A 20,160-nucleotide genomic window follows, 5' to 3' on the forward strand; every position below is an offset into this window, starting at 1 on the left:
GGTGACGATCCTGCGACGCCTTGCTCGAGCGCAGATCGCTCTCGCGATCAGCTACAAGCGAGCGCGACGGGAATATGGATGCTGTTTGTGTCCAGGGCAAGCATTACATTCTGTCGCGAGCTTCTCTGTTCCTGGCTCGCGCGCCGCCGCGAAGATGCTTTGCTGGGTGCACAAAATGGGTGACGCCGGCGCGCACCGCCATGGCGGCTCGGGCCGGGTCGAAGGGGCCGCGTTTGCGCTGCGGCCTCCGGGCTGTGGCGGGAAGATGCGTCCTTGCGTCCCTTTGCGTGTCCCTCAGATGCGATAGCCGGGCCAGCGGCGAGGGAGAGCCTCGCGGCCTGGACTCCCGCTGGAAGCATCCGGGGTGCCGAGCGCGCGATCCCACGGAGGGGATGGCCCGGTTGCCGGATCCCGACGCGAGCCACGTCGAGGTCGCCGAAGGGACGCCTGCTGGCAACGTTTGCCTCGCTGGCAATTTTTGCCATCGTGCGATGGCAAAAATTGCCATGTCGCCGCCGCCCCCAGGTCCGAGGAGGTCGAGCCGGTCAGGCAAGGCGCCGATGGCGGGCGAGCAACGGCGGTGGCACCGGCTGAGCCCAGCGGTCCCTGGCCCCCGTCGAACGAGCGATCCCTCGACGCGCGTCGGCTCCGGCGCCTCGAAGCGACGCCGCTCAGGGGCGGTACCGCGGATCGTCGAGGAAGGCGGGATCGGTCAGCGACCGCAGGAACGCCACCAGATCGGCCTTCTCGTCCGGAGAGAGCCCCAGCTCATCGATCTGCGGATCGGTGGAGAAATGGCCCAGCCCGCCGCGATCATAATGGTCGACCACCTCCTCCAGCGTCGCCAGCGATCCGTCGTGCATATAGGGGGCGCTCGCCGCAATGTTCCGCAAGCCGGGCACCTTGAATTTTCCAAGGTCTCCCGTCCGTCCGGTGATCTTTTGCCGCCCGACGTCACCGCCGTCGAGGTAGGTGCCGTTGTTGAAGAAGCCTTCGTTGGTGAGCATTCCGGACGGGTGGCAATGGAAGCACCCAGCCCGCTCGGTCAGGAACAGCGCCTCGCCGCGGCGCTCGGCGTCTCCGAAGCGCGTGTCGTCCCCGCGCCGGTGCTGGTCGTAAGGGCTGTCGGCGCTGACGATCGAACGGACGAAGCTGGAGATCGCCCGGCGCAAGGACTCCTCGCCCGGAGGCCCGCCATAGGCATCCGCGAACGCCTTCACGTAGACGTCATCGCCGGCGACACGAGCGACGGCCTCGGCGAGCGGTAGATCCATCTCGTCGGGGTGCTCGATGGGCAGGCCCGCCTGCTCTTCCAGGGTGGCCGCGCGGCCATCCCAGAAGAAGCTCTCGCCCCAGGCCAGGTTCACCAGCGCGGGCGCGTTCCGCTGCCCCAGGCGGCCGTCGACCCCCCGGGAGACGGGGTCCGGATCGGCGAAGGCGTGCTCCGGGCGGTGGCAGCTCGCGCACGCCATCTCACCGGTGCGAGAGAGGCGCTTGTCGAAGAAGAGCCTCTTGCCGAGCTGGGCCCTCGCCTCGGTGAGCGCGTTGGCGGCCGGCGCCCTGGCCGCCGCTGTGCGCGCCGGAAACCCGGCGGGGATGGCGTCCGTGACGAGCGGCGGCAAGGGCCCAGGGGCCGCCGACCCGTCGTCGCCGCATCCGCCCGCGAGGAGCAACGCCGCCAGGCCGACAGCCCCTCCACGGTTGAAGCGCGGCATCACGGGCCGAAGGCGAACACAGTCAGGTCGGGGATGCCGCGCCGCAGGCGCTCACCCGCGAGGAGCTCGTCTCCCACGGGCCCTGGCGGCGACACGAACCCTGTCAAGTCGACGTCCGCCGTGGCGCCCCCGAAGACTTCGTCCATGACGACCCGGACGACCTTGCCCGTCGCGCCGCTCGCGGGCACGGACAGGGCGCCTCGCACCTCGACGGTGGGGGCGAGATCCATGACCAGGTTGCCTCCCATGTGGACCGCCGGCGGAACGCTGGCCGGCCCTCCTTCCGGATCGACGGGACCACCCCCGGCCGGCGGAGCCACGCTGCCCTCGTAGCGCAGGAAGAGGTAGCCAGTGTGCGGCCACGTCATCTGGGAGGCTTCCGACAGGGGCGCGACGCTCGTTTCGGGCCGGGAGATGTTGCAGGCCTGGTGCAAGCCCCAGACGAAGCTGACCCCTTCATAGCTGCCAGCCGGAGCGCGCAGCCGGAGCGTGGCTGAGCCGGGGTCCTCGGCGTTGTAGAAGTGGACCCCGTAAGGCGTGGGGGCGCCGTCAGGGCCGACGATATCGACGAACACGAGATCGCCGTCCGCCCCGATCAGCGCCGCGTGCGAGACGTAGAAGCGAACGTTGAGCGGCGTGACGGTGCTGCCGTCCGGCGCGACGTTCGGCTCGCCGAACACGAACGGCTCGCCGCCGAGGACGAGCTCGAACGCGAGTTCGACGAGGGTGCCCTGGGTCCTGATGGGCGCCGGCCGCTCTGCGCAACCGGTCGGCCAGGTGGCCTCGGCCTGGCCGCCCGCGCCGGCAGCGTCGGGTTGGGCGGCCGCTCCACCCATGCCGCCCGCCCCACCGGACCCGTCGGGCTGGCTGCCGCCGGCCCCGCCGGTCCCGGACGCCATCTGCTGAGACGAGCACGCGCCGCAAGCGGCTGACGCGCCCAGTAGCAACCCAATGAATCGGAACAGGTCAGGAGATCTCATCGTGGGATCGATCGTACGCGTTGACGCACCTCACGAGAACAGATGACGCTCCGCTGGGATCTTGCTGGGCGATACGCCGGGGGGTGCGGGCGGCCATGCGCCGCCGGGCCAGCCAGATCTACGAGGGCAACCACGGCTTGCCCGCCCGCGCGAGCCCGCCGGGCGCGTGCATCCGGGCGCTCCAGAGCAGGATCGCCGCCACCGTGGGCGCGGCGATCGCCACGCCCACGATCGCGAGGTCGAGCGCGCCGCGCATCCGCGGCAGGTTGAACAGCAAGGCCTCGATCAGCGTCAGCGCCGCGTCGCAGGTGACGAGCGCGGCCATGAAGAGGAGCAGAGAGGGCCTCAGCCGCCGGCTCAGCCGCAGCATCGCCAGCGAGAGGCACACGTCGAACGCGACCCAGGCCCATTTCACGGCGGGCGAGGGGAACCACCGCGCCGCGGGCGAGAGCGCGAGCAGCGCGGTCCACGGGATGAGCAGGTAGCCGAGCAGCTCGAACACCACGGCCGGCCCGCGCAGCAGCGTCGCGACGCCGAAGCGGAGGAGGCCCCCGCGCGCGAACGCGGCGAGCACGTCGTGGATGGCCATCGCGCCGCGTCCGCCGGGCGGGTACGCGAGGTGGATGGGCTCCCAGCGATCGGGGCGCAGCTTCGCCTTGAAGGCGTAGAGCCCCCGAAAATCGTACAGGCGAGCGCCCAGCCGGCGCGCAGCGCGCAGCCCGCCGCCGACCGGACCGGCGAGCGGCGCGAGGCCGAGGGTGACATAGAGGCACCCCTCCGCCGCGGCGGTGCGCATCGCCTGATCCACGAGCAGCTCCGCGGTGCCGTTCGGCGCGGCCGGGTCGCGCAGCAGGTCCTCGAGGAAGAGGCCGCGCCGCGCGTACACGGGCACCGCCGAGAGGAAGCCGACGACGGCGCCTCCAGCCTCCGCCACGAAATAGCGGCGCTCGCCGGCGAACGAGAACAGCTCGAGCTGGACGAGGAAGCCCATGAGCGCCATGGGGCGCGAGGAAGCCCAGCGGGCGACGAGGCGCTCCACCCCGCGCCGCAGCGGTCCGGACGCGTCCGCGAGCTCGTCGGGGCTCAACGCGCGCGCGATCACGCCCTTGGCGCGCGCGCGGCGCAGCTGCTCGCGCAGGCTCCGGCTGGACCGCAGGACGCCGGCCCAGCGCGACGGGTCCCACACCGGCTGCTCGCCGATCTGCATCGTGGCCCACGGGACCACGCGGCAGAACCGCGCCTCCGTGCCGAAGAAGCACGCCCGCCGCCCGTTTGCGGAGGCGGCCTCCACGAACGCCTCCGCGACGTCCGCCAGGCGCTCGGGCGTCGCGAGCGGCGCGCCGGCGGCGACCCACGCGGCGCCCGTGTCCACGTAGGCCACGCAGGCGTCGTCGCCCTGGAACCAGTAGCGAAAATCGGACTCGAGGGTCTGGAACGATGTCGCGTTCCAGCCATGACACCGGAGCAGCGCGAGGACGCGCTCGCGTTCGGGGCTCTGCTGGGGCGGCTCCACGGTTCGACAGGGATGCCGCCCGGGCGGGCGGCGCCGGGGGCGGCTATACGCCGCGCCGCCCGCCCGGACAACACCGCGCGCGCTCCCGGCTATTTGCGGCCTGCCCGCAGCGGGGCGCCCTCCGCCATCGCGATCTCCCGCGCCCGCTCGGAGGCCGCCCGGATCAGCGGGCCGAGGAGCTCCGCGGGCGAGCGCTCCTCGCGCCAGCCCGGCGGCTCGCCGAGCTGCGTCAGCAGCGCGGCGTGCGCCGCGGGCGGCTCGAGCGCCACGTCGAGCGCCGGCGGCGGCTCGCGCCAGGCGTCGAAGTCGCTCGCCGCCATCCTGGCGAGCGTCACCGTCGCGATCGGCGGCGCGTCGTTCTCGCAGGGAGCGGCCTTGCCGGCGCCTGCTCGCTTGCCCGGCGCGGCGCCTGCCCGCGCGGCGCGGAGCGCCTCGATCACCTGCGCGCGCGTGCGCCCGCGGAGCTCGAACAGCAGGAACGGGTCCTTGTCGAGGGCCTCGCCGAGCACGTAGTGGGTGGCCGCGACGTGCTTGCAGGGGTTCACCCAGTCGGGGCACGAGCAGGCCGTGGTGAGGTCCTCGGGCTTCTCCGGGAACAGGCTCGTCCCGGCGCTCCGGAACGCGTCGTCGATGTCCTCCGGCATCCGGCCCGCGAGCAGCTCCGCCGCGAACTTCGCGCGCTTCGCCATGGCGGCGATCGCCTTCGCCCACGTGGCGTCGTCGAGCCGCGCGAGGGTGAGGATCACCTTGTACGGCTTCGGCTGCGAGCCTGTCACGCGCGCGACAACGAGGCCCGGCTTCACGGTGAGGTCGTGCGTCCGCCCGGCGCGCGCGTACGTGCGCCCGCGCGCGAGGCGGCCCGCCTCGTCCGGCGCCATCCGCTCCAGCGCCTCGACCCAGCGCTTGCCCCACCAGGTCGTGCCGGCCCGCTTCATCCGGATGCCCCGCGCGGGCGGCGGCGGCTTCGGCCCGGCCTCGCGGCGGAACGGCGCCCAGCGCGCCGGCGAGCTCATGTCCGCGCCTCCCCCCGCGCGCGCCTCGCGCCCTGCCGTCGGCTCCCCGCGCGCCGCGCCGCCGGTTCGCGCTCGTCACGTTCGTCGCCCTCCGGCTCGTCGCGGTCGTCCAGCTCGCCCGCGAGGGCCACGGCGTCCCGCGACAGCGCGAACAACTCGCGCAGCGCGACGTTGTCGAGCTCGGTGATCCACGCCTCGCCCTGACCCACCACCTGCGCCGCGAGGTCGCGCTTCTGCTCCAGCATCCGATCGACCTTCTCCTCCACGGTGCCGGCGCACACGAGCTTGTGGACCTGCACCGTGCGCCGCTGCCCGATCCGGTGCGCGCGATCGGTCGCCTGGTCCTCGACCGCTGGGTTCCACCAGCGATCGAAGTGGAACACGTGGCTCGCCGCCGTCAGGTTGAGCCCCGCGCCGCCGGCCTTGACCGAGAGGACGAAGACGCGCGGCCCCCGCGGATCGTCCTGGAACCGCCGCACCATCGCGTCGCGCGCGAGCCGCGGCGTCCCGCCGTGGAGAAAGGCGACCTCGGTGTCGAGCGCCGAGGCGAGGTGCCGGACCAGCCGGTCGCCCATCTCGCGGTACTGCGTGAAGACCAGCGCGCGATCGCCGGCCGCGAGCGCCTCCTCGAGCATCTCCGTGAGGCGCGCGAGCTTGCCGGACCGGCCCGCGAGCGGGCCCGCCTCCCCGAGGCACTGCGCGGGGTGGTTGCATATCTGCTTCAGCATCGTCAGGAGCGCGAGCACGAGCCCGCGCCGGGTCATGCCCTCGGCCTCCTCGATGCGGCGCATCGCCTCGTCGAGCGCCGCCTGGTAGAGCGTCACCTGCTCGCGCGTGAGCGTGCAGTAGACCCTGGCCTCGTCCTTCGGCGGGAGGTCCCCGGCCACGGCCGGGTCGCTCTTCACGCGGCGCAGCAAGAACGGCCCGACGACGCGCCGGAGCCGCTCCGCCGCCTCCCGGTTGCCGTACCGCTCGATGGGCACCGCGTACGCGCGCCGGAACGCCTCGAGCGGGCCGAGCAGGCCGGGGTTCGCGAACTCGAGGATCGACCAGAGCTCGGCGAGGCGGTTCTCGACCGGCGTGCCGGTGAGCGCGAAGCGGTGCGGGGCGCGGAGCGCGCGCGCGGCGGCGGCGGTGCGCGACGCGGCGTTCTTGATGTTCTGCGCCTCGTCCAGCACGACCGCCGCCCAGTCCACCTTGGCGAGCGTCGCGGCGTCCCGGCGCAGGAGGCCGTACGTGGTGATGACGAGCGCGCCGTGCGCCGCGCGAGGGCCGCTCGGGTCGCCTGCGCCGCCGTCGTCGTTCGCCGCGCCGTTGTCGTTCGCCGCGCGGCCGACGTTCGGGCCGCCCGCGCGCGCCGCGAGCTCCTCGGCGGAGCGGGCGCGCCCCTCGCCGTGGTGCCGCACGAGGGGCAGGGCAGGGGCGAAGCGCGCCGCCTCGCGCTCCCAGTTGCCCACGACCGACGTCGGCGCGACGAGCAGCGTCGGGCGCGCGTCCCCGGGCGCGGCCGCCCGCCGGCTGACCAGAAAAGCGAGGAGTTGCACGGTCTTACCGAGCCCCATGTCGTCCGCCAGGCAGGCGCCGAGGCCGAGGCCCGCCATCGTCTGCAGCCAGGCGACGCCGCGCGCCTGGTACGGCCGCAGCGTCCCCACGAACCCCTCCGGCGGCGCGGCGGCGCGCTCCGCGCCCGCGCGCAGCCGCTCGATCGCCTGCGCGAGCGGCCCCTCGGCGACCACGGACACCGTCACGCCGGCGACGTCGGCCTCGCCCGCGAGCGCGACCTCCAGCGCCTCGCGCGTCGGGAGGCGCCCGCCGCCGGCCTCGAGGCGCCGCTGGATCTCGGCGAGCTCTTCGGGGACCACGACGATCCACTGCCCGCGGTGCCGGACGAGCGGCGACTTCTGCCGCGCGAGCGCGGCGAGCTCGCGCGCCGAGAGCGCCTCGTCGCCGAGCGCCGCCTCCCACCGGAAGTCGAGCGCCTCGTCGAGGCCGAGCCCGGCGCCGCCCGCGACGACGCCGGCGGTGCGGCCCGTCGCGCCGACGCGCATGCGGAGGCGCAGGCGGCGCTGCCCCGAGGCCAGGAGCTCGCCCGGCACGATCACGCCGAAGCCGGCCTCGCCAAGCGCCGGGGCGGCCTGCGCGAGGAACGCCCACGCCTCCGCTGGATCGAGGGCCACGCGCTCCGGCCTCGCCTCGCCGAGGGCCCGCGCGATCGGCGGGAACAGCCGCGCCGCGGCGCCGAGCGCGCCGAGGAGCGCCTCCTGCGGGTCGGAGAAAGCCCGCCCGAGCGCCTTCAGCGTGCGCCCCCTGGCCTTCCACACGTCGGCGGCGGGCACGAGAAGGCTCGGATCGTCCGTGGCTTGCAGCAGGAAGCCGAGCGCGAAGCCGCGGTCGCCCTCCGGCAGCTCGAGCCGGAAGCAGGCGCGCAGCGCATCGCAGGCGCCGAGCGCCGGCCGGACCCAGGCGTCGAGGTCGGCCGCGAGCGCGCGCTCGGCGAGCCCCTCCGTGGCGAAGGCGCGCCGCTCGCCGGTCAGGGCGAGGACCAGCCGGTGCTCCCAGGGCGCGTGCGCCGGTCGCTGCGGCGGCTTCGGGTGGTTCGTCGCGCTACCGCGCGCGAGCGCGTCGGCCACGGCGTCCAGGAAGGCGCGCAGCAGGGCCTCGGCGGACCAGACCTCCGGGGCGGAGGCCGCCCGCGGGCGCCCGCCCCTGGCCGCGCCCGGCCCGGCGTGCGCGGCCGCGGGCACCGCGTGCGCGGCGACAGGCATGGCGCGGGCGAGCGCCTTGACGCGCGCGGCGTCCTCCGGGGCGGCGAGCGACACAGCCCAGCGCGCTTCCGCGCCGCCTCCGTCGCCGGGCGTGACGCGGGGCACGACCCGCTCGCGCACAACGAGATCGAGCGCCAGCTTGCTCGCCAGGCTCCACGCCGCGACCGACGGCGGCGCTCGCCCGAGGTCGTCCTGGGCCATGCTGGCGAGCGCGGCGACGCCGTCGAGCAGCGGGGCGGCCTCGCCCGCCCTCCGCTCGACGCGGCCCGCCTCGGACACCACGATCGCCTCCGCCGGGGCTGTCGCGCCGAGCGACCGGGCCGCGATCCGGTCAGCATCGGTGTCGCCCCAGAAGAAGAACCGGAGATCGTCGGGCAGAAAGACGAGCGGCATCGGCGCGTGAATTCATTGCACAACCGACGGAGAGGAAAAGGGACTTCGCGCGTCGTGAGATCGAAAAAAACGATGGCCCGGACAGGAGCGCACTCGCTGACATCGCCCCTTCGGCCCTGTGACTCATTGCGAGATCGGGTCTCGATTTGCCGGTTTATTTTGGAAACCCCGATGTCCAGCCGGCTCGACGCCAGGGTCGTGGAAAGCAACATGGCTCGAAGGAACGGGGAGTGCGTGGGGTGTTGCTCGCTCGGCCGCCCGCCGCTGTCTCGCTGAACCAGCGCGGCTCGGTCCGGTCGCTCTTGCCGGAGCGGCGCCTCGGCGGGCGGCGAGACACCGCGTCGAGCGCGTTGGCGAGCAGGTGGAGGAGCACCTGCTGGAGCTGGGTCTCGTCCCCCCGCGCGGCTCCGGCCACGAGCCGGCTCACCTTGCGAGCGAGCTCGCCCAGGTCCAGCGCGGCCACGCTGAGCTCGCCCTCGCGGAGCACCGCGCGCATCCGCTGGATGACCTTCGCGGCGCGCCGCTCGTCCGCCACGATGTCGTCGAGCGCGGCGCGCGTCTCACGCGATGTCCGGCGCTCTGTCAAGCGGGACCTTGGTCCCATGGATCGCCCGACCCGGGCCGGTTACCCCTCCAGGCCCCTCTGTCGAAGCCTGAGCGGGCCGCGGGGGTACCTGAAAGGAGAGACAATGGCTACAGTCAGCTTCTCATCGGACTGGTCTCATCAGCAGAACGGCGACATTCGATCCGGGGAGCGCATGCGGATCGAATACGCCACGGAGAGGTTGCCTCATCACCGGGCGGAGCGCTACGGGCAGAGGGCGTGGAGCATCCTCGTCCACCTCCGGTTTCATCCGAGCCTGCAGGGGGGAACCGGCGACGTCTCCTCAGGAGCGTGCGAGGTGGACGTGCCCGCGAACACCAGCCAGATCGAGCTGTGGTTCCACAATACAGATCACACGGGCGGATCGAGCTGGGATAGCCGCTACGGCCAGAACTACTGGTTGGACGTGAAGACTGCCGGGTGAGGCGCGGGCCGACCGCCCCGCCGTCACGCTGTACCGGTGACATCACCGCTGCCTGATCGATGTTGATCTCCGAGCTGTCGTGGGCGCAGGCCACCAGGACGTTGTCGGCGTGGGCGGGCCGCGGCGGCCATGAGACCAAGGTCCCATGGCGAGGGCCATGACCCGGGACTACAACCGGCGGGCCTCGCGGCGGTGCGCGGAGGCCTCAACCCACTTGCAAAGAGAGAAGCCATGACGTCCAGCGTGACCGTCCCCGATGACGACACATTTTACCATCCGCGTATCCCACTCGAAGGCGAGCACGGCGAGGTGATCTGGTCGCGGCCGCTCACGGGCCCTGCGGCGCTCGCGTCGGCGCGGGTCAACCAGCTCGTGCTCCACCGCTCCAGGGACGTCCACGGCAAGGCGATCGCGGTCTCCGGCATCGTCGCGCTGCCTCGCAAGGCGCCACCGGAGGGTGGCTATCCGATCGTGAGCTGGGCGCACGGGACGGTGGGCTGCGCGGACACGGGCTGCACCCGTACCTGCTCGGCGAGTCCGAGGCGCACGGCATCCTCGAGGTCGCGGCGACGCACGATCCCGTCGAGCTTGGCTTCCACTTCGGCCTGATGGACACGGACCTCCCGAGCCTGACCACGTGGCTGGAGGAGCGGTTCATCGACATGCCCGGGGAGCAGACGCCCGCGCCGAGGTGAGCGCCCGGCGCGGGCCGCGGTGCGCCAGCCCCACCACCCCATTTCCCTGGCGCGCTCGGGCGCGCCGGACGAGCAGCGATCGAATCCAAGGAGAAGAAGCGATGACCATCAACAACACGCCGATCATCAACACGCAAGAGGGCCCGGTCCAGGGCGTGGTCGAGAGCGACATCCTCGTGTTCAAGGGCATCCCGTACGCGAGGCCGCCGGTGGGCGACCTGCGCTGGAGGAAGCCCCAGCCCGTCGAGCCCTGGAAGGAGACCCGCCTCGCCGACACGTTCGGCAAGTCGTGCCTCCAGCCCACCTATCCCTCGATGGATGGCTCGGGCGACGTGGGGCCGCAGAGCGAGGACTGCCTGTACCTGAACGTCTGGACGAGCGGCGTGGATCCCGGCGCGCCCAGGCCCGTCATGGTGTGGATCCACGGCGGCGCCTTCAAGATCGGCTTCGGCAGCGACCCGATCTACGGCGGGGGTCCGCTCGCCAGGCAGGGCGCGGTGGTGGTGACCCTGAACTACCGCGTGGGCCTCCTCGGGTTCTTCGCCCACCCCGCCCTGGAGCAGGAGCAACCCGGCGGGCCCGTCAACTTCGGGCTGCTCGACCAGATTGCCGCGCTGGAGTGGGTGCAGCGCAACATCGCGGCGTTCGGCGGCGACCCGAACAACGTCACGATCTTCGGCCAGTCGGCGGGGGCGGAGAGCGTCCTCGCCCTGTTCGCCTCCCCGCTGTCGCGCGACAGGACCCCGGCCCTGTTCCACAAGGGCATCGCGCAGAGCCCCTACGCGATCCCCGAGCAGAGCCGGGACAAGGCGTCCGAGATCGGCGTCAAGATCACGCGTGCGCTGTTCAAGCTGAACGGCGCGCAGGCGACCGTGGAAGAGCTGCGGGCCGTGCCGGCAGAGAAGTTCATCGCGAAGTTCATGCCGACCCCGGAGAACCCGAGGGGCCAGGTGCCGTACCTCGGCCCGGGCCCCGTGCGCGGCGACGAGGTGCTGCCGAAGGGGCTCCGGGCCACGTTCGAGGCCGGCGAGCAGGCGAAACGGCCGCTCATCCTCGGCAGCAACAGCAACGAGGCGAGCGTGCTCGAGGCGTTCGGGATGGCCCCCTCGGCCGTCATGAAGGCGATCGTCGATGCGGGAGGGATCGCGGCCGAGATCTTCCTGGAGTACCTGAAGGCCCTGTACCGCGACGACCCGGAGGTGACCGAAGACGACATCGAGGATACGGACCGCTTCGCCACGCTGGTGCTGCGCGACATGCTGTTCACCATGAACGCTCGGTGGTTCGCCGACGCGCATTCGAAGGTGGCCGACACCCGGTGGTACTATTTCAGCTACGTGCCCGAGGGAGATCGCGCCGACCAGCCCCATGGCGTCGGGCACGGCGGCGAGATGATCTTCCCGTTCGGGGGCGCCAAGGACGGCTTCACCGCGGCCGATCGTGACATGTCCGCGAAGGTCAGCGCCTACTGGTTCTCGTTCGCGAAGACAGGCACGCCCGCGGGCGAGGTGCGATGGCCGAAGCACATGACGAACCTGCCGTCGTTCCAGCAGGACAAGACCCTCAAGCTCGGGGAGAAGATCGAGGTCGCGAACGACTTCAGGAGAAGGCGCCTCAACGCGTTCATCGATCTCTATCCGACACTCGAGAAGAAGCTGGAGGAGGGCGTGGCCCCCGGGGGGCCGCGCTAGCACGCCCGCCGCGCGGCGGCCCGAGAGGCCCTCGTCCCCGGCTCGGGTACAGACCTGTCGCCCCGCTTCCGTCGACCAGCCTCCGGCGGGGCGGCGAGATCGAGCGAGGCCCGAGGGGCCACGGCGCCAGCATGGAGACTGCCGCGTGCAGGACCAAGGTCCCAGGGCGGGGTGCGGCGACCGGGGCTACAAACGGCGTGACGAAGGGAGAGCCTGCTCGCCGCGGCGCCCCTCGTGCACCTCGCGTCGCGTGGCGTAGCCTCGCCATGGCGGTCTCTCCCGTCGTTCGAAGGAGGTTCGTCATGAAGAAGATCCTGTCGCTCCAGATGCTCTCGTACCGCGATTTCTGACGCGATCGAGGCCCTGGCCGGCCGCTCCGCCGCGCGGGGCCCGACCGGGGCATGGGACCAAGGTCCCATGGCGGAGGGCGCCGGCCGCCGCCAGGATCCTGCCGCTCGGACACAACGAGGGCAACGCCCCACGGGTCAAGGAGGTACGAGATGTCGTTTGCGCAGCAGAATCTTCCGCCGATCGGTCTTGAAATCCCATGCAGTTGCTACGCGGTCGACGTTCCCTTCAGGGTGAACGTCCTCGGGATCGTCACCCTGGACTTCAGGGGGGGGGTGGAAGGTGAGGGTCGAGGCCAACCGCGCGGCGGGTGTCAGCGGCGTCAAGCTGAAGATGATTGGCCTCGAGTGGTGGGCCGACAGCCCCGTGCTCGGCAGGGTCACCATCAGCCAGGCGGATACCGACGTCACGCCGCTCAGCCTGCTCGAGGTCGTCAGCGGTAATCCTGACAAGTACCGCAACACCATGTTCCTGGACTTCACCGTCACGATCGAGCGGCCGCCGGGCGGCGGTCCGCCCCTGGAGCTGTCGAGCACGAAGACGGCCAGGCTGTTGAACGACAATCTCTTTTACTATCCGCCGCAGGGGAACGTCTACCAGCTTCAGGAGCCGGTCGACCTGGCGCCTGCCAGCGCGCTGAGCCAGGTCGTCGCCACGCTCCTCCAGCTCCCGCTGACCGTCTCGCACAACCCGTGACGCTCAGGCGGCCGTGCAACGTCGAGGTCCCGGCCGCCGCGGCCTGAGCCCGGCGCGAGGCCGTGACCAAGCTCTCCGAGCGCCGAACCCGCCTGGCGCTCGCGGCCCTGTTACCTCTCGTGACGGCGTGATTTCAAGTCACGCCGGACGCGCGTGGCACGCGGTCAGAGCTTCATGTTCATCACGTCGCGCACCTCGTCGAGGGTCGCGCTCGCGAACTTGCGCGCCTCGTCGATGCCCTTGCGCAGCACGCTCCGGATGTAATCGGGGTTCGCCTCGAGCTCGGCGCGCCTCGCGCGGTGCGGGGCGAGGTAGCCGTTCAGGCTCTCCGCGAGGAGGGCCTTGAGCTTCCCCGCGCCGCCGTCGCCGATCGCGTCGGCGATCTCGCGCTGGTCCCTTCCCGTGGAGAGGGAGACCAGCGTGAGGAGGTTCGCTACCTCGGGGCGGTTCTGGGGGTCCCAGGTGATCACGCGCTCGGAGTCGGTCTTGGCCTTCTTGATCAGGCCAGCCGTCTCGTCGGCGGTGGCGCTCAGCAGGACGGCGTTGTTCCGGCTCTTGCTCATCTTCTGCGAGCCGTCGAGCCCGAGGACGACAGGCGTCTTGCTCAGGAGCGGCTGGGGCTCGGGGAACACGGCCTTCTTCGAGGCGAACCGCTCGTTGAAGCGGCGCGCGATCGTGCGGGTGAGCTCGAGGTGCGGCAGCTGGTCCTTCCCGACCGGCACGACGTTGCCCTTGCAGAACAGGATGTCCGCGGCCTGGTGCACCGGATAGGTGTACATGCCGGCGTTGATGCGGCTGAGGCCGGCGGCCTGGATCTCTTCCTTGACGGTCGGGTTGCGGTCGAGCTCGGCGTTCGTGACGAGCGTGAGGAACGGGAGGAGGAGCTGGTTCAGCTCGGGAACGTGGCTGTGCGGGAAGATGAAGGTCTTGCCGTCCTCCGGGTCGATGCCCGCGGCGAGGTAGTCGATCGTGAGCTGCCGGATGTTCTCGGAGATGTTCTCGAAGGTGTCGCGGTCGGTGAGCACCTGGTAATCCGCGATCAGGATGAACGTGTGGACCCCGAGCCGGTGAAGGCGCACGCGGTTCTGGAGGGAGCCGAAGAGGTGCCCGACATGGAGCCGCCCGGTGGGCCGGTCGCCGGTCATGACCCGGTATCTCCCGGGATTCGCGATCAGATCGGCCTCGAGCTTGGCGCTCCGCTCGAGCGCGGCCTCGTAAGTTCCTGCGTAGATCTCGTCCATGCTGGGTCTCCTGCGACGGCGGCACTCTAGGGGAAAACGCCCGCCTTGTCCTGATTGTCGGCGCCGAGATCGACACGGCCGGACACGCGCCCCGTGAGCGCGATACCTCCACCGCCCGTCAGCGCGATGCTCATGGCCGACGGGTCCTTATCGTCGCCGGAGCTCCTGGCCGAGAGGGGGGTCGCCTTCCGGGTCGAGATCGCCTGCGAGGCCCGCGGGGGCATGCGCGTCAAGCGCGAGCGCTGATCGGCCACCGCCGCGGGCGCGCTACCAGAGCGTCGCCGTGGTCAGCGCGAAGAAGATCACGTAGGCGATGTTGAACCCCGCGCCCTCGGTGTACTCCCGCGCGCGCGCCGGCAAGGCGCGCTTCACGGCGAGCCAGACAAGGGTGGCGGCGACAGGGTTGACCGCGGCCATCCAGGTGGGGAAGGCGGTGCGCCCGCTCGCCACAACGGCCGAGAACCAGAGCGAGGCGACGAGCGTGCAGAGGAAGATGACCGCATACCCGAGCTGCATGACCCCGTGCTGGCGCTCCAGGGCGGCGAAGAGCGCGTCCCTGGCGGCGCCGCCGGCGCGGAGCGCCTGCGCCGTATCGCCCAGGTAGATGAACGACCCGTGGACGAACGGGCCGACAGCGATCGCGTACGCGAAGAGCAGCGCCGGCGGCAGCGCCCACGCCACGCCCGCCGGGCGGAGCCCCTGGTAGATCGGATAGACGCCCGCGAGCACCAGCGGCGCGGCGAACACGCCGAGGAGCCCACCCCAGAGGAGCCGCCTCGGCGGCAGGATGGACAGGTTGGCCAGGAGCGCCGCGCGCCGTCGCAGCTCGGGGCGCGCCACCGTGTCGATCGGCACGGGGACGCCGCGGGTCGGGCCGACCTTCGGCGCGAGCAGGAACACGTCGCCGACCGCGTAGATCAACGAGCCCAGGGCCGCGAACAGGCCGCTGATACGAACGAACGGGAGGACGTCACTATCCATCGTGGGTCTCGCCTGCAGAGGCACCCTGCCGGTGCGCCCCGCCGAGGCTGCAAGCATGCGTGGGAAGGGGAAGACGATCGCACAAGTCTAGAGCAGCCGCGCGCGGCGTGTGGCACGCCGGCGTGAAGCGGCGGTTTCTGTGCAGGTGTGATTTTTGCCTCTCACCGTAAATCTTCGCCCGTTGCGCCGGGCCCGCGATCCTCGTGTGCAGGGCGGGTTCGGGTCTGGCCGGCCCGGGGCGGGGCGGCTGCTCCTGATGTCGCCTGATCGAGGGGGTGTTAGGCTCGCCGGCGTCGAGCGGGCGCGGCGCTGTGCCGTGCCGGGAGGTCATTCGATGTCATCCGTCAGGGGATTCACCCTCGAACTGTCGCGAATCGAAACCGTTGGACTGGGGCTCGTCCGGCCCGAGTGCGTGATCGCCGAGCCCGACGGCACGCTCTGGACCTCGGACGCCCGCGGCATCGCGACGCGCATCGATCCCGACGGACGGCAGGCGACGCTCGGCCCCGACGTGGGCGAGCCGAACGGCATGGCGATGGATCGGCAGGGCAACCTCATCGTCGCCGCCCTCTCCGGCGGCAAGGTCCACAAGCTCCACCGCGACGGCCGGTCCGAGGTCCTCCTCGACTCCGTCGACGGCAAGCCGCTCGGCGCCGTGAACTTCTGCTTCGTCGACTCGCGGGATCGCCTCTGGATCTCCGTCCTGACACGGCAGCTCCCGTGGTGGAACGCGGTCGCGGGCAACCTCCGCGACGGGTACATCGTGCTCGTCGACGAGAAGGGCCCCCGCATCGTCGCCGACGACATCAGCATGACGAACGAGGTGCGCCTCGACGCCGACGAGCGGTTCCTCTACGCGGTCGAGACAGTCCCCGGCCGCCTCATCCGCTTCCCCGTGCGCGACGACGGCAGCCTGGGCGAGCGCGAGCAGTTCGGGCCGGACAGCCTCGGTATCGGCGGGCTCATGGATGGATTCGCGTTCGACGCCGAGGGCAACATCTGGGTGGTCGCCGTCTGCCGCAACGGGCTCGCGGTGATCTTCCCCGACGGCAGCCACCAGACCGTCTTCGAGGACCCGCGCCCCGCGACCCTCGAGGGCATGACCGTGAAGCTCAGGAGCGGGACCATCGAGCCGATCGATCTCGGCGCCTGCGCGGGGAACACCCTGCAGCTCCCCACCAGCATCGCGTTCGGCGGCCCCGATCTCCGCACCGTCTACATGGGGTCTCTCGCCATGTCGCGGCTCATCTCGTTCCGCGCGCCCGTCGCGGGGCTCCCGCTCGCGCACTGGAGGTGATCACGCCATGCCCCGCGTTCACCTCGTCACCACCGGCGGCACCATCGCGAGCCGCGTCGACCCGGAGACAGGGGCCGCGGTGCCCGCTGTCCGCGCGGAGGAGCTCGTCGCGGACGTCCCCGCGCTCGGCCGCGTGGCCGACCTCGCTGTCACCGAGTTCTGCCTGGAGAGCAGCTGGAACCTCGGCCCGGACAGGATCGCGGCGCTCGCGCGCGTCGTGCGCGGGCTGACCGCCGATCCCGCCGTGAGCGGCGTCATCGTCACCCACGGCACGGACACGCTGGAGGAGACAGCGTTCGCGCTGGACCTGCTGCTCGACGGGGAGTCCCCGGTGGTGCTCACCGGCGCGATGCGGGACGCGAGCACGGCGGGCACCGACGGCCCGCGCAACCTCGTTTCCGCGGCGCGGATCGCCGTCGATCCAGCGGCGCGCGGGCTCGGCGTGCTCGTCGCGCTGAACGACGAGATCCACGCCGCGCGGTGCGTGATGAAGACCCACACGACCGCGATGAACACGTTCGCCTCGCCGGGCGCGGGGCCCGTCGGCTCGGTCGACGGCGAGGGCGTGCGCATCCACGCGCGCCCCGCGAGGACGCCGACCTTGCCGCTCGTCGACCCCGAGCCGCGCGTCTACCTCGTCAAGATGGCGTCCGGCATGGACGACCTCCTCCTCCGCGCGCTCCTCGACGCCAGGGCGCGCGGGGTCGTGATCGAGGGCTCGGGCGCGGGGAACGTCTGCGGGAGCTGGGAAGACGCGATCCGCGATCTCGTGAAGGCGGGCACCCCGGTCGTGCTGAGCTCGCGCTGCCCCGGCGGCCGGGTCACGCCGACGTACGGCGCGCCCGGCGGCGGGCGGCGGCTCCGGGACCTCGGGGTGATCCCCGCGGGCGCGCTCTCGGGCCCCAAGGCGCGGCTCGCGCTGATGTTCGCGCTGGGCGCCGGGCTCGACGCCGCGGGCCTACGCGCTTATCTCGAGCGGCTTGGCGGGTGACCCGTCGCCCCTCGGCTGCGGGGCGCGCCGCTCGTCGCCGGCGCCCTGCCGCTTCAGCTTCTCCTCGACGCGCGTGCCCTTGAAGAAGCTCGCGTTGGCCTCCGTGTAGAGCTTGTACGGGTTCTCGAACACGTAGGCCTTGAAGTCCTCGGCGCTGATCACGCCCTCCTCCACGAGGTGCCAGCTCTCCGCCAGCGCCTCGGTGAGATCGGGGACGTCCCAGTGGCCGACGTCCGAAGAATAGATGGCGTTGATCTTCGCGCCGAGGGGGTTCGCCCTGGTGTTGAAGGCGGAGGCGATCGTGCGGTCGTCCGACTCGGAGCCGAAGAAGAAGTTGTTCACCCAGCGATCGCGGATGTCCTCCACCTTCTCGATGCCGGCCGCCGCGAAGTCGTTGCGGTGCTCCGGCCCAGGCTGGCGCGCGTCGCTCGTGTACCCGGCGCCCAGCGTGTCCGCGATGAGCTGCTCGCCCTCGATCGAGCGGCCCTTCACGAGATCCCCGCCGTACCGCCGGAACAGCTCGCTCAGGAGCGCGCGGTCGGTCGCCGCCGGGTCATAGTGCCTGAGGCCCTCCGGGCCGCGCTTCTGGAACCGATCCACCAGGTGGATGTAGACCCGCGCGCCCCAGTCCGCGCCGCCCTCGAGCATGCCGATGCGCAGCCCCGGGAAGCGGCGCGTGACGCCCCCGAAGAACAGCGCCTTGGCGAACGCCTCCGAGCCGTCGGCGAAATGGCCGATGTGGTTGTTCATGTAGTTGCTGATCGACGAGCGCCCCGTCCATCCCTGGCTCCCGTAATGGGTGAGCACAGGCACGCCGAGCTCGACAACCTTCGCCCAGAAAGGATCGTAGTCGTGCTCGCTGTCGATGCCGTAAAAATCGATGTACGTCGCGTACTTGGCGATCTCCGGGTGCTGGTCCGCGGGGTACTTCTCCGCGATCGCCTTGATGGGGCGGCGCACGCCGCCGGCGATGTTGATCGCCTTGAGGCCCAGCTTCTTGACGGCGAACTCCAGCTCCTCGATGCCCTCCTGCGGCGTGTTCAGCGGGATGCCCGCGACAGGGGTGAGGCGGTCGCTGTACTTGCGGAAGAGGTCAGCGTGGTAGTGGTTGATCGCGCGCTGGAGCGCCTGCCGCTGGCCCGGGTCCTTCACGGCCAGCGGCGCGAGGGTGTTGTTCGGGAACAGCACCGAGTAGTCGGACCCCTGCTCCTCCAGGCGCTCGGCGAGCAGCGAGGGGAGGTGGTACGTGGCCACGTCCAGCGTGTTGCGCGTCACCCGCGCCCACCACGGCGATCTGACCGTGCGGTGGTGCTGCCGCTCCTCCGGCGTCTGCGCGTACCAGTCCTTGCCGCTGCTGTTCTCGGCGTTGCGGCGGCGGGAGCTCAGCGCCTTGCGCAGATCGTCGACGAGCCTGGCGCCGCCGTACGTGGCGACGAAGTCCTCGAGGGCCGGGGTGTAATCGTTGGTGTGGATGTCCGTGTCGATGACGGGATAATCGAGCTTTTCCTTGACCGCCACGGAGGGCGAGGCCTTGAGACGAGCGATACGGTCGGTCATTGAAGACTCCGGAAAGGGCAGGGGCGCGCCGAGGTCGCCGGTGTAAGAGCAGATGGCCGTGCTGGCGCGCGGCACGTTGCAACGCGCGTGCCCCGGCGCCGGCGCCGCCGCCGCCCCTCTCACCGACTCTGGATTTCAGCGCCCCTCCGGCGCTCCTGCCCCGCGCCCTGCTCGGATCCGCGCATCGCCCGCCGCCGCGCGGTGCTCGGATCCGAGCACCGCCTCAGCGTCGCTGCTGCCTCAGCAGCAGTCGGTCGCGCCCGCGACGGGCGGCGACCGCGCCGCGTCTCCGCCGCTTCCGCCGCTCGACCGACCCGGATCGCGTCACTGCGCGACGCAGTTCTCCACCATCGATTCCCAGACTGCATCTCCGGTGGCGATGCTGCCGGCAGCGGTGGGGTGGATTCCGTCTTGCGTGTAGTCGTTGTGTCCGTTCCAGACCGGACGAAGGTCCAGCCAGTAGCACTTCGGTGACGTGAGCCCGTCGCACAGCTCCTTCATCTTCGGTCGGAGCGTATCGAGGCAGGACTTGAGCGATGAGAACTGGTTTCCGATGGGGTCTGGATAGAAGAAGTAGAGCACCTTCTCGACGTTGTCCTCCGCCATGGTCTCGAACAAGGACTCCGCCGCCGCGAGGGCTCCGTCGCCGTCCCCTCTCAACAAGCAGTCGTTCCCGCCCCCATCCATCAGCACGTACTTGATCATGCCGTTCTCCGCGGCCTTGCGGTACTGGCTGGGGATCTGATCGTTGGCCAGCGTCGTGCCGCTGACCGAGTTGTCGATGTAGCGCTCGTTCTCGGCGAGGGAGCCGTTGGCCTTGGCCTGCTTTTCGATCTGCTGGGTGATGCCGTGAGTCGCGGCGATGAACGACTCGCCGATGACCGCGACCTGATTTCCCTTGGTCTGGCCCTTGACGCACGCGTCCGAGCCCCCGCTCGTGACGCTCGTCTCTCCGCCGCTGGACGTGCTGCTGCTGGCCGGCCCGGTGCTTGCGCCACCGCTGCCCGAGGCGCCCACGGCCGGTGAGCCTCCGGTCCCGCCAGGGTCCATGCCGCCCGTGCCGCCCGTGGTGCCCGTGACCGTGGTCCCCGCGCCGCTGGTGGCCCCGTCCGTGGTGCCTCCGCTGGTCGAGGACGTACTGTCGTCGTTGGCCTCACCACAGGCACAGACGCCGATGCTCAGGAGACCGAGAATGCTCAGATTCGTAGCGACGTAGCGACGTAGTGACCGCATTTTATTTCTCCAGGTTCCGCTTG

General features: G+C 71.5%; 16 protein-coding genes. 6 read left to right on the forward strand and 10 right to left on the reverse strand.

Annotated features, from left to right (window positions below; all coding sequences use genetic code 11):
• Positions 1-671: 671 nt before the first annotated feature.
• From WMF42_RS16735 to WMF42_RS16760, 6 genes are all read right to left on the reverse strand, one after another.
• Entirely contained in the window at positions 672-1,715 is a 1,044-nt protein-coding gene (locus WMF42_RS16735; RefSeq protein WP_437694294.1) for a cytochrome-c peroxidase, read from the reverse strand.
• On the reverse strand, positions 1,715-2,614 hold the full coding sequence (locus tag WMF42_RS16740; RefSeq protein ID WP_437693067.1) for an MbnP family protein: 900 nt from the start codon (positions 2,612-2,614) through the stop codon (positions 1,715-1,717). The genes WMF42_RS16735 and WMF42_RS16740 overlap by 1 nt, the downstream gene beginning before the upstream one ends.
• 199 nt (positions 2,615-2,813) lie before the next feature.
• Positions 2,814-4,208 (reverse strand): phosphatidylglycerol lysyltransferase domain-containing protein, encoded by a 1,395-nt coding sequence (locus WMF42_RS16745; protein ID WP_437693069.1) that lies wholly within the window; start codon positions 4,206-4,208, stop codon positions 2,814-2,816.
• A gap of 89 nt (positions 4,209-4,297) precedes the next feature.
• On the reverse strand, positions 4,298-5,221 hold the full coding sequence (locus WMF42_RS16750) for an SWIM zinc finger family protein (protein WP_437693071.1): 924 nt from the start codon (positions 5,219-5,221) through the stop codon (positions 4,298-4,300).
• Positions 5,218-8,379: an SNF2-related protein gene (locus WMF42_RS16755; protein WP_437693073.1), complete on the reverse strand. Its 3,162-nt coding sequence runs from the start codon at positions 8,377-8,379 to the stop codon at positions 5,218-5,220. Before WMF42_RS16755 ends, WMF42_RS16750 begins: the two co-directional genes overlap by 4 nt.
• A 154-nt stretch (positions 8,380-8,533) precedes the next feature.
• On the reverse strand, positions 8,534-8,965 hold the full coding sequence (locus tag WMF42_RS16760; RefSeq protein WP_437693074.1) for a hypothetical protein: 432 nt from the start codon (positions 8,963-8,965) through the stop codon (positions 8,534-8,536).
• Between the two features lie 103 nt (positions 8,966-9,068).
• On the opposite strand from WMF42_RS16760, the gene WMF42_RS16765 reads away from it, so the two are divergent.
• The 4 genes from WMF42_RS16765 (at position 9,069) to WMF42_RS16780 (ending at position 12,837) form a co-directional block, all read left to right on the forward strand.
• Positions 9,069-9,407, forward strand: a complete 339-nt coding sequence (locus WMF42_RS16765) for a DUF6209 family protein (RefSeq protein WP_061611090.1) — start codon at positions 9,069-9,071, stop codon at positions 9,405-9,407.
• 231 nt (positions 9,408-9,638) lie between these two features.
• On the forward strand, positions 9,639-10,016 hold the full coding sequence (locus WMF42_RS16770; RefSeq protein WP_437693076.1) for a hypothetical protein: 378 nt from the start codon (positions 9,639-9,641) through the stop codon (positions 10,014-10,016).
• A 187-nt stretch (positions 10,017-10,203) separates the two neighbouring features.
• The gene (locus tag WMF42_RS16775; protein WP_437693078.1) at positions 10,204-11,793 is read left to right on the forward strand and encodes a carboxylesterase/lipase family protein; all 1,590 of its coding nucleotides are present in this window, start codon (positions 10,204-10,206) and stop codon (positions 11,791-11,793) included.
• Positions 11,794-12,423: 630 nt separating this feature from the next.
• Positions 12,424-12,837, forward strand: a complete 414-nt coding sequence (locus tag WMF42_RS16780; RefSeq protein WP_437693080.1) for a hypothetical protein — start codon at positions 12,424-12,426, stop codon at positions 12,835-12,837.
• 164 nt (positions 12,838-13,001) lie between these two features.
• Here WMF42_RS16780 and trpS read toward each other — a convergent pair whose 3' ends face one another.
• Both trpS and WMF42_RS16790 read right to left on the reverse strand, forming a co-directional pair.
• Positions 13,002-14,078: a tryptophan--tRNA ligase gene (trpS, locus tag WMF42_RS16785; protein ID WP_061611086.1), complete on the reverse strand. Its 1,077-nt coding sequence runs from the start codon at positions 14,076-14,078 to the stop codon at positions 13,002-13,004.
• Positions 14,079-14,345: 267 nt separating this feature from the next.
• The gene (locus WMF42_RS16790; RefSeq protein ID WP_061611085.1) at positions 14,346-15,059 is read right to left on the reverse strand and encodes a DUF6796 family protein; all 714 of its coding nucleotides are present in this window, start codon (positions 15,057-15,059) and stop codon (positions 14,346-14,348) included.
• A 334-nt stretch (positions 15,060-15,393) separates the two neighbouring features.
• On the opposite strand from WMF42_RS16790, the gene WMF42_RS16795 reads away from it, so the two are divergent.
• On the forward strand, positions 15,394-16,356 hold the full coding sequence (locus tag WMF42_RS16795) for an SMP-30/gluconolactonase/LRE family protein (protein ID WP_437693082.1): 963 nt from the start codon (positions 15,394-15,396) through the stop codon (positions 16,354-16,356).
• Between the two features lie 7 nt (positions 16,357-16,363).
• The gene (locus WMF42_RS16800) at positions 16,364-17,347 is read left to right on the forward strand and encodes an asparaginase (RefSeq protein ID WP_061611083.1); all 984 of its coding nucleotides are present in this window, start codon (positions 16,364-16,366) and stop codon (positions 17,345-17,347) included.
• Here WMF42_RS16800 and WMF42_RS16805 read toward each other — a convergent pair.
• Together WMF42_RS16805 and WMF42_RS16810 are read right to left on the reverse strand one after the other, a co-directional pair.
• Positions 17,315-18,904, reverse strand: coding sequence for an amidohydrolase family protein (locus WMF42_RS16805; protein WP_081426842.1), 1,590 nt, complete (start codon positions 18,902-18,904; stop codon positions 17,315-17,317). The two genes, WMF42_RS16800 and WMF42_RS16805, sit on opposite strands and share 33 nt — an antisense overlap.
• Positions 18,905-19,228: 324 nt before the next feature.
• The gene (locus WMF42_RS16810; protein WP_233562211.1) at positions 19,229-20,137 is read right to left on the reverse strand and encodes an SGNH/GDSL hydrolase family protein; all 909 of its coding nucleotides are present in this window, start codon (positions 20,135-20,137) and stop codon (positions 19,229-19,231) included.
• Positions 20,138-20,160: the final 23 nt, after the last annotated feature.

The sequence above is a fragment of the Sorangium sp. So ce176 genome (assembly GCF_051519835.1).
Lineage (GTDB): Bacteria > Myxococcota_A > Polyangia > Polyangiales > Polyangiaceae > Sorangium > Sorangium cellulosum_G.

Coding starts and splice junctions, on each gene's coding strand:
- WMF42_RS16735 (WP_437694294.1), bottom strand. CDS start 1,715: ATGCCGCGCTTCAACCGTGGAGGGGCTGTCGGCCTGGCGGCGTTGCTC.
- WMF42_RS16740 (WP_437693067.1), bottom strand. CDS start 2,614: ATGGCGTCCGGGACCGGCGGGGCCGGCGGCAGCCAGCCCGACGGGTCC.
- WMF42_RS16750 (WP_437693071.1), bottom strand. CDS start 5,221: ATGAGCTCGCCGGCGCGCTGGGCGCCGTTCCGCCGCGAGGCCGGGCCG.
- WMF42_RS16755 (WP_437693073.1), bottom strand. CDS start 8,379: ATGCCGCTCGTCTTTCTGCCCGACGATCTCCGGTTCTTCTTCTGGGGC.
- WMF42_RS16765 (WP_061611090.1), top strand. CDS start 9,069: ATGGCTACAGTCAGCTTCTCATCGGACTGGTCTCATCAGCAGAACGGC.
- WMF42_RS16770 (WP_437693076.1), top strand. CDS start 9,639: ATGACGTCCAGCGTGACCGTCCCCGATGACGACACATTTTACCATCCG.
- WMF42_RS16775 (WP_437693078.1), top strand. CDS start 10,204: ATGACCATCAACAACACGCCGATCATCAACACGCAAGAGGGCCCGGTC.
- trpS (WP_061611086.1), bottom strand. CDS start 14,078: ATGGACGAGATCTACGCAGGAACTTACGAGGCCGCGCTCGAGCGGAGC.
- WMF42_RS16790 (WP_061611085.1), bottom strand. CDS start 15,059: ATGGATAGTGACGTCCTCCCGTTCGTTCGTATCAGCGGCCTGTTCGCG.
- WMF42_RS16795 (WP_437693082.1), top strand. CDS start 15,394: ATGTCATCCGTCAGGGGATTCACCCTCGAACTGTCGCGAATCGAAACC.
- WMF42_RS16800 (WP_061611083.1), top strand. CDS start 16,364: ATGCCCCGCGTTCACCTCGTCACCACCGGCGGCACCATCGCGAGCCGC.
- WMF42_RS16805 (WP_081426842.1), bottom strand. CDS start 18,904: ATGACCGACCGTATCGCTCGTCTCAAGGCCTCGCCCTCCGTGGCGGTC.
- WMF42_RS16810 (WP_233562211.1), bottom strand. CDS start 20,137: ATGCGGTCACTACGTCGCTACGTCGCTACGAATCTGAGCATTCTCGGT.